This is a genomic window from Pseudomonas sp. NPDC090208 (genome assembly GCF_044746785.1).
In the GTDB taxonomy this organism is placed as follows: Bacteria; Pseudomonadota; Gammaproteobacteria; order Pseudomonadales; family Pseudomonadaceae; genus Aquipseudomonas.
Genome location: NZ_JBIVCU010000008.1, coordinates 245,002 through 256,999, shown reverse-complemented (window position 1 = coordinate 256,999; position 11,998 = coordinate 245,002). Strand labels below are relative to the sequence as shown.

At 62.0% G+C, this 11,998-nt stretch carries 10 protein-coding genes and 1 pseudogene; all 11 read left to right on the top strand.

From position 1 onward, the window contains the following. The first annotated feature begins 413 nt into the window (after positions 1-413). The 11 genes and pseudogenes from ACIPL0_RS15880 (at position 414) to ACIPL0_RS15830 (ending at position 11,917) form a co-directional block, all read left to right on the top strand. Positions 414-776, top strand: a complete 363-nt coding sequence (locus ACIPL0_RS15880) for a response regulator (RefSeq protein WP_400602574.1) — start codon at positions 414-416, stop codon at positions 774-776. Positions 777-786: 10 nt separating this feature from the next. Continuing rightward, positions 787-2,073: a glycosyltransferase gene (locus ACIPL0_RS15875; protein WP_400602572.1), complete on the top strand. Its 1,287-nt coding sequence runs from the start codon at positions 787-789 to the stop codon at positions 2,071-2,073. Then, positions 2,070-2,150: pseudogene (locus tag ACIPL0_RS15870) on the top strand (transcriptional regulator); the annotation flags it as partial. The gene ACIPL0_RS15875 and the pseudogene ACIPL0_RS15870, both read left to right, overlap by 4 nt. A 73-nt stretch (positions 2,151-2,223) precedes the next feature. Beyond that, positions 2,224-3,129, top strand: a complete 906-nt coding sequence (locus ACIPL0_RS15865; protein ID WP_400602571.1) for an AraC family transcriptional regulator — start codon at positions 2,224-2,226, stop codon at positions 3,127-3,129. Between the two features lie 253 nt (positions 3,130-3,382). Continuing rightward, positions 3,383-4,696 carry an ABC transporter substrate-binding protein gene (locus ACIPL0_RS15860; RefSeq protein WP_400602569.1) on the top strand — a complete coding sequence of 438 codons (1,314 nt, stop codon included), beginning with the start codon at positions 3,383-3,385 and terminating at the stop codon, positions 4,694-4,696. Between the two features lie 88 nt (positions 4,697-4,784). After that, on the top strand, positions 4,785-5,717 hold the full coding sequence (locus ACIPL0_RS15855; protein WP_400602567.1) for a carbohydrate ABC transporter permease: 933 nt from the start codon (positions 4,785-4,787) through the stop codon (positions 5,715-5,717). Between the two features lie 10 nt (positions 5,718-5,727). Continuing rightward, positions 5,728-6,561 carry a carbohydrate ABC transporter permease gene (locus ACIPL0_RS15850; protein WP_400602565.1) on the top strand — a complete coding sequence of 278 codons (834 nt, stop codon included), beginning with the start codon at positions 5,728-5,730 and terminating at the stop codon, positions 6,559-6,561. A 228-nt stretch (positions 6,562-6,789) separates the two neighbouring features. After that, positions 6,790-7,893 (top strand): ABC transporter ATP-binding protein, encoded by a 1,104-nt coding sequence (locus ACIPL0_RS15845; RefSeq protein ID WP_400602563.1) that lies wholly within the window; start codon positions 6,790-6,792, stop codon positions 7,891-7,893. 33 nt (positions 7,894-7,926) lie between these two features. Beyond that, positions 7,927-9,444 carry a mannitol dehydrogenase family protein gene (locus tag ACIPL0_RS15840; protein ID WP_400602561.1) on the top strand — a complete coding sequence of 506 codons (1,518 nt, stop codon included), beginning with the start codon at positions 7,927-7,929 and terminating at the stop codon, positions 9,442-9,444. 7 nt (positions 9,445-9,451) lie between these two features. Beyond that, complete coding sequence (gene xylB / locus ACIPL0_RS15835) at positions 9,452-10,933, top strand: xylulokinase (protein WP_400602559.1); 1,482 nt, start codon at positions 9,452-9,454, stop codon at positions 10,931-10,933. A gap of 33 nt (positions 10,934-10,966) precedes the next feature. Next, complete coding sequence (locus ACIPL0_RS15830) at positions 10,967-11,917, top strand: carbohydrate kinase (protein ID WP_400602557.1); 951 nt, start codon at positions 10,967-10,969, stop codon at positions 11,915-11,917. Positions 11,918-11,998 lie beyond the last annotated feature (81 nt).

The following is an 11,998-nucleotide window of genomic DNA, read 5'->3' as shown; positions in this document are numbered from 1 at the left end:
TCCGGGCAGATACAGGTTAGTCGCAATCATTCGGGGCGAGCAGATCACCCGATGAGCTATTCACCTCTCTTTTCAACATTTAACGGGGCGATCGATCACGACTTGGCTGCCGTGTCATTCATCCCGATTATTCCGTGCGCTTCGCGTTCTGCGCTTTGTTTATGGAGAGCGGGCATAAGCGCTGTCGCGGCCGTTGCCCGGGCTGCAAGAGGCCCGATTTGACATCACCGACCCTGACGATTACCGTTCGCTGCGTGATGGCGAACTGGCCGCGCAGAACGCTCGCGGATCACTGAAACTCCCCGGATACCGAGGCCTCCCGCCCTGCGCCCTTTGCATGAAACAGTCGTGCACAAGCGCCAGAAGCGTGCTGAAATCCTTCCGCGTGATCCCGCCATTTCAAGGAATTTTTCATGTCCGACCCGACCAGCACGATTCTGGTGGTTGAAGACGACAGCATTGTCCGCATGCTGATCGTCGACGTTCTCGAAGAACTCGAATACAGCGTCCTTGAGGCCGCCGACGGCAGCGAGGCACTGGCGTTTCTGCAGGACGCCTCGCACAGCATCGACCTGTTGATGACCGACAAGGGCCTGCCCGACATGGACGGCCTGCAACTGGCCAATCGTGCCCGAGAACTGCGCCCGCAGTTGCCGATCCTGTTCGCCAGCGGCTATGCCGAAAACATCGACGCCCCTGCCGGCATGCAGATCATCGGCAAACCGTTCTCCATCGACCAGTTGCGCGACAAGGTAAAAAGCGTCCTTGGCCACTGATCCTCAATCCATGGATAGTCCCGTTCGCCTGCTGATCATCGGATACGTCTGGCCGGAACCCGGTTCATCGGCCGCCAGCGGCCATGTCATGCAATTGATCGACTGTTTTCTTGAGCAGGGCTGGCAGATCACCTTTGCCAGCGCTGCCGGCGAAGGCGAACACCGGGCCGACCTCACGGCCATGGGCATCCGCGAAGTGCCCATCGAACTGAACAGCAGCAGCTTCGATGCCTTTGTCAGCGAACTGCAGCCGGATGTGGTGCTGTTCGACCAGTTCATGATCGAAGAGCAATTTGGCTGGCGCGTCGAAAAGCACTGCCCTGATGCCCTGCGCGTGCTGGAAACCTGCGACTTGCAGAGCATGCGCCACAGCCGCCATCAAATGCTCAAGGACCTGCTCAATCAGGCCGGTGCCGATGCTGACTTCAGTGAGCTGTTCGCCCGCCCCGACGAGCGCCTGTTCCAGCGCATGGCGGTCACCGACCTTGCCCAGCGCGAGCTAGCCTCCTACTACCGCTGTGACCTCAATCTGGTGGTCTCGGACAGCGAAATCGACTTTCTGACGCAGCAGTTCAGAATGCCGCCCGAATTGCTGCACTGGTGCCCGTTGATGCTGCGTGAAGTGCCGGATCACAGCCCGGCTTTCGACCAGCGCGCACACTTTCTCAGCATTGGCAACTTCCGCCATGCGCCGAACTGGGACGCCGTGCTCTGGCTGAAAAATGCCATCTGGCCACTGATCCGTCAGCAACTGCCAACCGCGCAGTTGCATGTCTACGGCGCCTACACCCCGCCCAAGGCCAGCGCCCTGCACAATGCAGCCCAGGGGTTTCACATCATGAACCGCGCCGAAGACGCACTGGCGGTGATGTCAGCCGCTCGCGTATCGCTGGCACCGGTACGTTTCGGTGCCGGCATCAAGGGCAAGGTCATCGACGCCATGACCTGCGGCACCCCTACCGTGACCACCCCCATCGGCGCCGAAGCCATGCACGGCGAGCTGCCCTTCCCCGGCGCCATCGCCTGCGATGCCCAGACCCTGGCCGACGAGGCCGTGCGCCTGTACACCGAGCAGACCCGCTGGGAACAGGCCCGACGCGCCGGGCTGGACGTGTTGCAGGCGCGCTTTCGCCACGACCGGCACTGCGCAACGCTGATCGAACGCATCCGGCAGATCCGCGAAAACCTGCCGGCCCACCGCACCGCCAACTTCACCGGCGCCATGCTTCGCCACCACCAGCACAAGAGCACGCAATACATGGCGCAGTGGATCGAGGCGAAGAATCGGAAGGTTTGAATCGAGACATCCAGATCGTGGTCAAGGCCGCGCCCCGCTCCCGTCGTGCCGGGCGGGTGGAAGTGGTGTTTGCCTGAACCCCTGCGCTGTATTCGCTGCAACAAATAGTGCACATTAAGCCCCATGCGTTCTCCCAACTCCGGCAACAGCATGAGCAAAACAACAAGAATCACCGATCCGTCCTACGAGCTGATGGACGATCACAACGGCCTGTCGATCATCTACCGCGAACACGGTTTTCCCTGCCCGCTGGTGCGCTGGCATTTCCACAAGGAATACGAGCTGCACCTGATCGTCGCCAGCTCCGGCAAGGTGTTCGTCGGCGACTACATCGGCAACTTCTATCCGGAAACCCTGTTTCTCACCGGGCCCAACCTGCCGCACAACTGGATCAGCCAGGTCGAGGAAGACGAGGTCGTGCCCAAGCGCGACATGCTGGTGAACTTCACCGAGGAGTTGCTGGAAAGCGGCAATCAGGTGTTCGCCGAACTCAAGACCCTGGCGCCCTTGTTGGAGCGCGCGCAGTACGGCATCGAATTCCGCTGCAAGCGCACGATCCGTCAGGCGATGAAGCTGATGCAGAAGATCGCCGACTCCAACGGCATGACCCGCCTGGGGCATTTTTTCATCCTGCTGGAACTGCTCGCCAGCAGTGACGATTTCCAGCTGCTGTCCGGAACGACCGCCTCGCAGCTGTCGGATGATCATGCGGTGGAGCGCACCAACAAGGCGGTGGATTACATCTTCACCCACTACGCCCGTGAATTGACCCTGGAGGAGGTGGCCGACTACCTGGGCATGAAGCCGACGTATTTTTCCCGAGTGTTCAAGCAGGCGACCGGCCGTACCTTTGTCGAGTTCGTCAACCGGCTGCGCATCAGCAAATCCTGCGAGTTGCTGGCCGACGGCGACAAACCCGTGACCGACGTCTGCTTCGAGTCCGGCTTCAACAACATTTCCAACTTCAACCGGCGCTTCCAGCAGCTCAAGGGCATGACCCCCAGCCACTATCGACGCCTGGCCGTGCAGCGCCTGACCGAACAAAACCTGTACTGATTTACCCCTGCCATCCCCTCGTCGACTACGCTGCAACTGCGCCGCACCATGCCGGAGCGCAGTCTTGCGGCGTGTTCGCCTGAACTCTCAGTGCAAGAAAGTATCAGTTCAAGTGTGTCGCAGGATTTGTCATCGATCCTGCGGACCGTTGTAATCCACGGACATTCTTGCGGGGCCGGTTACCCAAGCCACGGAAGGAATAACAACAATAACCAAGCTTCTTTCGCCAGCCGGCGAAGAAGAGGAGTGATAAATGAAGACCTCTGCAAAAGCTCTCCTTGCAACCACCTGTCTCGCACTCAGCACCCTCGCAACCGCTGGCGAAGTGACCATCGCCACCGTCAACAACAGCGACATGATCCGCATGCAGCGGCTGTCCAAGACCTTCGAAGAACAGCATCCCGACATCAAGCTCAAGTGGGTCGTCCTCGAAGAGAACGTACTGCGCCAACGCCTGACCACCGACATCGCCACCAAAGGCGGCCAGTTCGACGTGCTGACCATCGGCATGTACGAAGCGTCGCTGTGGGGTGCCAAAGGCTGGCTGAAAGAAATGGACAACCTGCCGGCGTCCTACGCGCTGGACGACGTGTTCCCGTCGGTGCGTGACGGCCTGTCGGTGGATGGCAAGCTGTTCGCCCTGCCGTTCTATGCCGAAAGCTCGATCACTTACTACCGCAAAGACCTGTTCAAGGCCGCCGGCCTGACCATGCCGGAACGTCCGACCTGGACGCAGATTTCCGAGTTCGCCGACAAGCTCACCGACAAATCGAAAGAACAGTACGGCATCTGCCTGCGCGGCAAGGCCGGCTGGGGCGAGAACATGGCGCTGATCACCACCGTGGCCAACGCCTTCGGTGCGCGCTGGTTCGACGAACAGTGGAAACCGCAATTCGACCAGCCTGAGTGGAAGAACGCGCTGACCTTCTACACCAACGTGATGAAGAAGGACGGCCCGCCCGGCGCCTCCAGCAACGGTTTCAACGAAAACCTGGCGCTGTTCAACAGCGGCAAGTGCGCCATGTGGGTCGACGCCAGCGTCGCCGGCTCGTTCGTCACCGACAAGTCGCAGAGCAAGGTGGCTGACAACGTAGGCTTCACCTACGCGCCACATGAAGTCACCGACAAAGGCTCGGCGTGGCTGTATTCGTGGGCTCTGGCGATTCCGACCAGCGCCAAGAACGACAAGGACGCCCGTGCCTTCACCGAGTGGGCAACGTCCAAGGAGTACGCAGCGCTGGTCGCCGAGAAAGACGGCGTGTCCAACGTACCGCCAGGCACCCGCGCGTCGACCTACACCGACGCCTACAAGAAGGCCGCGCCGTTCGCCGACATCACTCTGGAATCGCTCAAGGCGGTGACGCCGAAAGCGCCGACCTTGAAGCCGGTGCCTTACGTCGGCATCCAGCTGGTGACCATCCCCGAGTTCCAGTCCATCGGTACTTCCGTCGGCCAACAGTTCTCGGCCGCGCTGGTCGGCACCTCCACGGTCGATGCGGCGCTGACTCAGGCCCAAAGCGTGTCCGAGCGTGAAATGAAGCGAGCGGGTTACCCGAAAAAAGGCTGAGTCCCACTGATTCGGTCGTTTTCCAGGCAGCAGGCGGCACCACGCCCCTGCTGCCCCGCTTGAGCTTTCGCCCCGGTTCGGAGTCATCATGAACACCTCAACCATTACCCCTCGCACGGCCTCGGCCGACGACAAATCCACCCGCAAACCCAGCGTGACCAAGCCCGGCTGGTTTCTGGTCAGCCCCTCGGTGGCGCTGTTGCTGGTGTGGATGATCGTCCCGCTGGGCATGACCATCTATTTCTCGCTGATCCGCTACAACCTGCTCAATCCGGGCGAGAACGAATTCGTCGGTCTGGAGAACTTTGAGTTCTTTGTCACCGACTCGGGCTTTTTCCCCGGTGCCATGAACACCCTGCTGCTGGTCGGCAGCGTGCTGGCGATCAGCGTAATCCTCGGCGTGCTGATTTCCGCGCTGCTGGAGGCCACTGAATTCTTCGGTCGCGGCATCGTCCGGGTGCTGCTGATCTCGCCATTCTTCATCATGCCCACGGTCAGCGCGCTGATCTGGAAGAACCTGATTTTCCATCCGGTCTCCGGGATTCTTGCCTGGATCTGGAAGCTGTTCGGCGCCCAGCCGGTGGACTGGCTCGCCAATTACCCGATGCTGTCGATCATCATCATTGTGTCGTGGCAATGGCTGCCGTTCGCCATTCTGATCCTGATGACCGCCATGCAGTCGCTGGACCAGGAACAGAAAGAAGCGGCGCGCCTGGACGGTGCCGGCCCCATCGCCATTTTCTGGCACCTGACCCTGCCCCACCTGGCGCGGCCGATTGCGGTGGTGGTGATGATCGAAACCATCTTCCTGCTTTCGGTGTTCGCGGAGATCTTCACCACCACCAACGGCGGTCCGGGTTTCGCGTCCACCAACCTTGCGTACCTGATCTACAACCAGGCGCTGTTGCAGTTCGACGTCGGCATGGCCTCGGCAGGCGGCCTGATCGCCGTGGTCATCGCCAACATTGCCGCGATCATCCTGGTGCGGATGATCGGCAAAAACCTTACCGACAAGTCTTGAGGGCAAGGTCATGATGACGCTCAAACAATCCCGCCGCCTGCAAAGCCTGCTGCTCGGCAGCCTGTCATGGCTGATCGCAGCGCTGATTTTCTTCCCGATCTTCTGGATGGTGCTGACCAGCTTCAAGACCGAACTGGACGCCTTCGCCACGCCGCCGCTGTTCTTCTTCAAGCCGACACTGGAAAACTACCTGCACATTCAGGAGCGCAGCGATTACTTCCACTTCGCCTGGAACTCAGTCCTGATCTCCTTCAGCGCCACCCTCCTGTGCCTGCTGATCGCCGTGCCGGCGGCCTACTCCATGGCGTTCTTCGAGACCCAACGGACCAAACGCACGCTGCTGTGGATGCTCTCGACGAAGATGCTGCCGCCGGTGGGCGTGCTGATGCCGATCTACCTGCTGGCCAAGACTTTCGGCCTGCTGGACTCGCGCATCGCGCTGATCGTGGTCTACACGCTGATCAACCTGCCCATCGTGGTCTGGATGATTTACACCTATTTCAAGGACATTCCCGGTGAAATCCTCGAAGCCTCGCGGCTGGACGGTGCGACCACGCGCCAGGAAATCTTTCGCGTGCTGATCCCGATCTGCAAGGGCGGCCTGGCTTCCACCGCGCTGCTGTCGCTGATCCTGTGCTGGAACGAAGCGTTCTGGTCGCTGAACCTGACCTCGTCCAACGCCGCGCCGCTGACGGCACTGATCGCCTCCTACTCAAGCCCGGAAGGTTTGTTCTGGGCCAAGCTGTCCGCCGTCTCGACCCTGGCCTGCGCGCCGATCCTGATCTTCGGCTGGATCAGCCAGAAGCAGCTGGTGCGCGGCCTGTCGTTTGGTGCGGTGAAATGAGGACGCCGCGATCTGCTTTGGTTTCTGGCCGAAGGCCGTAGGAGCAAGCTTGCTCGCGATCGGCTGCGAAGCAGTCGTAAAGCCTGATTGCGCGTTGTACCTGACACGCCGCAATCGCCGGGTTCACTGCCGCTTCGCACCAGATCGCAGGCAAGCCAGCTCCTACGCCCTCCGGGCAGAAACAGGACTCAAGTGTCTGAACATTGAAGAATAAAACTGGAGCCCCACATGGCTAACCTGACAATCAGAAATCTGCAAAAAGGCTTCGACGGCCACCAGATCATCAAAGGCATCGACCTGGACGTCAAAGACCGTGAATTCGTGGTCTTCGTCGGTCCGTCCGGCTGCGGCAAATCGACCCTGCTGCGCCTGATCGCCGGCCTTGAAGACGTCACCAGCGGCAGCATCGAACTCGATGGCCGCGAGATCACTGAAGTCACCCCGGCCAAGCGCGACCTGGCCATGGTGTTCCAGACCTACGCGCTGTACCCGCACATGACCGTGGGCAAGAACCTGTCGTTCGCCCTGGACCTGGCCGGCACGCCGAAAGCCGAGGTTGAGAAGAAAGTCGCCGAAGCCGCGCGCATCCTCGAACTCGGCCCATTGCTGGAACGCAAACCCAAGCAGCTCTCCGGCGGTCAGCGCCAGCGCGTGGCGATCGGTCGGGCCATCGTGCGCAACCCGAAAATCTTCCTGTTCGACGAACCGCTGTCCAACCTCGACGCTGCCCTGCGGGTGCAGACCCGTCTGGAGCTGTCGCGCCTGCACAAGGAACTGCAGGCGACGATGATCTACGTGACCCACGATCAGGTCGAAGCCATGACCCTGGCCGACAAAGTGGTAGTGCTCAACGGCGGTCGCGTGGAACAGGTCGGTTCGCCGCTGGAGCTGTACCACCACCCGGCCAACCTGTTTGTCGCCGGCTTCCTCGGCACGCCGAAAATGGGCTTCCTGAAGGGCAAGGTCAGCCGCGTCGACGCCAGCGGCTGCGAAGTCACCCTCGATGCCGGCACCCGCATCAACCTGCCGTTCACCAACGCGCAGCAGAGCGTCGGCGACGCCGTGACCCTGGGGATTCGTCCAGAGCACCTGGAGATCGCCAAAGAAGGCGAATGCCAGCTCAAGGTGGTTGCCGATGTCAGCGAGCGTCTGGGCAGCGACACCTACTGCCATGTGCGCACGTCGTCCGGCGAGGCGTTGACCATGCGTATCCGCGGCGACCTGGCCAGCCAATACGGTGAAACCCTCAACCTGCACCTGAACAGCACCCATTGCCACCTGTTCGACGCCCAGGGCCAGGTCATCCGCAAAGCCATGCAAGCCGCCGCCTGAATCGACGGCCATTACAGAATCGGGAATGCAGTCATGAAACTGAACAAACAGAACCTGTCGCATCTGAACGCCGGCATAGCCCTGCCCGCCTACGCCCTTGAAGACCGCCGCCAGGGCATCGCCCACATCGGTGTCGGTGGTTTTCATCGCGCCCATCAGGCGTTCTACACCGACGCGTTGATGTCTCTCGGTGCCAGGGACAAGAGCGGTGAAGGCCTGGACTGGGCCATCTGCGGCGTCAGCCTGCGCGAAGAAGACCGCGCCAACTTCGAAGCCTTGAAGAGCCAGGACTTCCTGTTCACCCTGTACGAACTGGGCGACACCCCGGACACCGAAACCCGCATCATCGGCGCCATGAGCCAGATGCTGATGTCCACCGATAACGACCTGCTGCTGATCGACAAGCTGGCCAGCCCCGACATCCGCATCGTCTCGCTGACCATCACCGAAGGTGGTTACTGCATGGACGACAGCACCGGCGAGTTCATGAGCCATCTGCCGCAGATCCAGCACGATCTCAAGCACCCGGCGACGCCGAAAACAGTGTTCGGCTACCTGTGCGCAGCCCTGGCCAAGCGCCGTGCCGAGGGCACACCGGCGTTCACCCTGATGTCCTGCGATAACCTGCCGCACAACGGCGCGGTGACGCGCAAGGCGCTGCTGTCGTTCGCCAAACTGCGCGACGCCGAACTGCACGACTGGATCGCCGCCAACGTCAGCTTCCCCAACGCCATGGTCGACCGCATCACGCCAATGACCAGCACCGCCCACCGCCTGCAACTGCATGACGAAAAAGGCATCGACGACGCCTGGCCGGTGGTCTGCGAACCGTTCGTGCAATGGGTGCTGGAAGACAAGTTCGTCAACGGCCGCCCGGCGTGGGAAAAGGTCGGCGTGCAGTTCACCGACGACGTCACCCCATACGAAGAGATGAAGATCAAGCTGCTCAACGGCAGCCACCTGGCGCTGACCTACCTGGGCGCACTCAAGGGCTACCGCTTCGTTCACGAGACCATGAACGACCCGCTGTTCGTCGATTACATCCGCACCTACATGGACCTGGACGTCACCCCGCAACTGGCGCCGGTGCCGGGTATCGACCTGACCGACTACAAGCAGACGCTGATCGACCGTTTCTCCAACCAGGCCATCGCCGACCAGTTGGAGCGCGTGTGCTCCGACGGCTCGTCGAAGTTTCCGAAATTCACCGTACCGACCATCAACCGCCTGATCGTCGATGGCGGCAACATGGACCGCGCCTCGCTCGTCGTCGCGGCCTGGGCGCTGTACCTGCAAGGCAACCGCAACGGCGATTTCAAGGGCGAGAATGGTGTCGAGTACAAGGTGGTCGATCCGCGCGCCGATTTCTGCAAGGCGCTGGTGGCCGATGACGTGCTGATCAACCAGCGTCTGCTGGAAGTCGAGGAAATCTTCGGCGCGGCCATACCCAAGTCCGCCGAGTTCGTGGCATCGTTCGAACACAACCTGAACAGCCTGAAGCAATTGGGCGTCAGCAAAACCCTGGAAAACCTGTTGGCGAAAACCGTCTGAGGTGAACATGTTTCTCGGCATCGATTGCGGCACCCAAGGCACCAAGGCAATTGTCCTGGATGCCGTCAGTGGCAAGGTATTGGGCGAAGGTTCGGCGGCGCACCACATGATCAGTGGCGCCAACGGCCGTCGCGAGCAGGACGTGCAGGAATGGCTCGATGCGTTCGAGCAGGCCACCGCCGCGGCGCTGAAACAGGCCGGCATTTCCGGTGCCGATATTCAGGGGATTGGCGTGTCCGGGCAGCAGCATGGTCTGGTGATGCTCGACGCGCAGGGCCAGGTCCTGCGCCCGGCGAAACTCTGGTGCGACACCGAATCGGCCCCGGAAAACGATCGGCTGCTGGCCTGGCTGGGCGGCGAAGCCGGTTCGCTGGAGCGCCTGGGCATCGCCATCGCGCCGGGCTACACGGTGTCGAAATTGCTGTGGACCAAGGAGCAGTTTCCCGAGCTGTTTGCCCGTATCGACAAGATCCTGCTGCCCCATGATTTCCTCAACTACTGGCTGACCGGCCGTTGCTGCAGCGACTTTGGCGACGCGTCCGGCACCGGCTATTTCAATGTGCGGACCCGCGAATGGGATCTGGACATCCTCCAGCACATCGACCCGAGCGGTCGGCTGGTCAAGGCACTGCCGCAGTTGCTGGAAGCCCATCAGCCGGTGGGCACGATTCTGCCGGCGATTGCCGAGCGTCTGGGCCTCAACCCCGAGGCCATCGTCTCCAGCGGCGGCGGCGACAACATGATGGGCGCCATCGGCACCGGCAACATCGCGCCGGGCCTGATCACCATGAGCCTGGGTTCGTCCGGCACGGTGTACGCCTTCGCCGACGCGGCCAACGTCAGCGCACAACCGTCGGTGGCGACCTTCTGCTCGTCGTCCGGTGGCTGGCTGCCGCTGATCTGCACCATGAACCTGACCAACGCCACCAGCGCCATCCGCGAGCTGTTCACGCTGGATATCGGCGCCTTCAATGCCGCCATTGCCTCGTCGCCCATCGGTGCCCAAGGCGTGCTGATGCTGCCGTTCCTCAACGGTGAGCGCGTGCCTGCCCTGCCCCATGCCACCGGCAGCATTCTGGGGCTGGACAGCACCAACCTGACCCAGGCCAACCTGTGCCGTGCGGTGGTCGAAGGCACCACCTTTGGCCTGCGTTACGGGCTGGATCTGTTGCGTGACAGCGGCATCAAGAGCGCCAATATCCGCCTGATCGGCGGCGGCGCGAAAAGCGCGATCTGGCGACAGATCGTTGCCGATATCATGGACACCCCGGTGATCTGCACCCTCGGCAGCGAAGCGGCGGCACTGGGCGCGGCGATTCAGGCGGCCTGGTGCCGGTCCCACGTCGACGGCCAGGCGCAATCGCTGCAGGCGCTGTGCGAGCGTTGCGTGAGCCTCGATCCGAACAGCGAAACCCGCCCGATCGCCGAGCATGTGGCAGCCTATCAGCAGGTTTATCAGCACTATCGCAATCAATTGCAGGGGCTCTGACGCGCAGGCGTCGGCCCGATTTACGGAGCAACTATGTATCTGGTTTGTGGCGAAGCACTGTTCGACTTTTTCAGTCAGCCGGACAGCAACGGGGCCAACCCAACAAGCAGCAACAAAATCGGCTTTCAGGCCATCGCCGGCGGTTCGCCGTTCAACGTCGCCGTGGGCTTGCGCAGGCTGGGCGTGGATGCCGGGTTCTTCGCCGGCCTGTCCAACGACTACCTCGGTCGGCGACTGGCGACGGTGCTGGAGGAAGAAGGCGTGCGCGATGACTTCCTGATTCACTTCGACGCGCCGACCACGCTGGCGATGGTCGCCGTCGGTGCCGATGGCTCGCCGCACTACAGCTTTCGTGGCGAAGGTTGCGCCGACCGTCTGCTGACCGTCGAACACCTGCCGACACTGGACGACAGCGTGCGCGGCCTGCATGTGGGTTCGTTCTCGCTGGTGGTGCAGCCGGTGGCCGACGCGCTGCTGACGCTGGTGCAACGGGAGAGCGGCAAACGCCTGATCACCTTCGACCCCAACGTGCGCCTCAACCCGGCGCCGAGCATCGAGCTGTGGCGCAGCCAGGTGGCGAAATTCGCCGAGCACGCGCACATCATCAAAGTCAGCGACGAAGACCTTGGCCTGCTCTACCCGGGCATCGACGCCGAAACCGTGGCCAAGGGCTGGCTGCAGCACAATTGCCAGCTGGTAATCATGACCCGTGGCCGTCAGGGCGCGACCGTGTTTACCCGCGAGCTGGGCCACTGGTCGGTCCCGGCCCGTGAAGTCAAGACAGCGGACACCGTGGGCGCCGGCGACACCTTCCAGGCCGCGCTGATCACCTTCCTCACCGAACGCGGCCTCGACACCCCGGCCAGCCTGCCGACGCTGGACCGCGACAGCCTGACCGAGATGCTCAACTTCGCCGTCGCCGCGGCCGCCGTCACCTGCACCCGCGTCGGCCCGGACCTGCCGTATCGGGATCAGGTGGTCTGACCCCTCACAGCTACAGATTTTGTGGCGTTCGCAGGTCGGGCGCCCGACGCGCATTTTGTAGGAGCCGGCTTGCTGGCGAAC

Bases quoted from the DNA above. Each gene is read 5' to 3' on its own strand.
- ACIPL0_RS15875 (WP_400602572.1), top strand. From the start codon at position 787: ATGGATAGTCCCGTTCGCCTGCTGATCATCGGATACGTCTGGCCGGAA.
- ACIPL0_RS15840 (WP_400602561.1), top strand. From the start codon at position 7,927: ATGAAACTGAACAAACAGAACCTGTCGCATCTGAACGCCGGCATAGCC.
- ACIPL0_RS15850 (WP_400602565.1), top strand. From the start codon at position 5,728: ATGATGACGCTCAAACAATCCCGCCGCCTGCAAAGCCTGCTGCTCGGC.
- ACIPL0_RS15860 (WP_400602569.1), top strand. From the start codon at position 3,383: ATGAAGACCTCTGCAAAAGCTCTCCTTGCAACCACCTGTCTCGCACTC.
- ACIPL0_RS15865 (WP_400602571.1), top strand. From the start codon at position 2,224: ATGAGCAAAACAACAAGAATCACCGATCCGTCCTACGAGCTGATGGAC.
- ACIPL0_RS15855 (WP_400602567.1), top strand. From the start codon at position 4,785: ATGAACACCTCAACCATTACCCCTCGCACGGCCTCGGCCGACGACAAA.
- ACIPL0_RS15880 (WP_400602574.1), top strand. From the start codon at position 414: ATGTCCGACCCGACCAGCACGATTCTGGTGGTTGAAGACGACAGCATT.
- ACIPL0_RS15845 (WP_400602563.1), top strand. From the start codon at position 6,790: ATGGCTAACCTGACAATCAGAAATCTGCAAAAAGGCTTCGACGGCCAC.
- ACIPL0_RS15830 (WP_400602557.1), top strand. From the start codon at position 10,967: ATGTATCTGGTTTGTGGCGAAGCACTGTTCGACTTTTTCAGTCAGCCG.
- xylB (WP_400602559.1), top strand. From the start codon at position 9,452: ATGTTTCTCGGCATCGATTGCGGCACCCAAGGCACCAAGGCAATTGTC.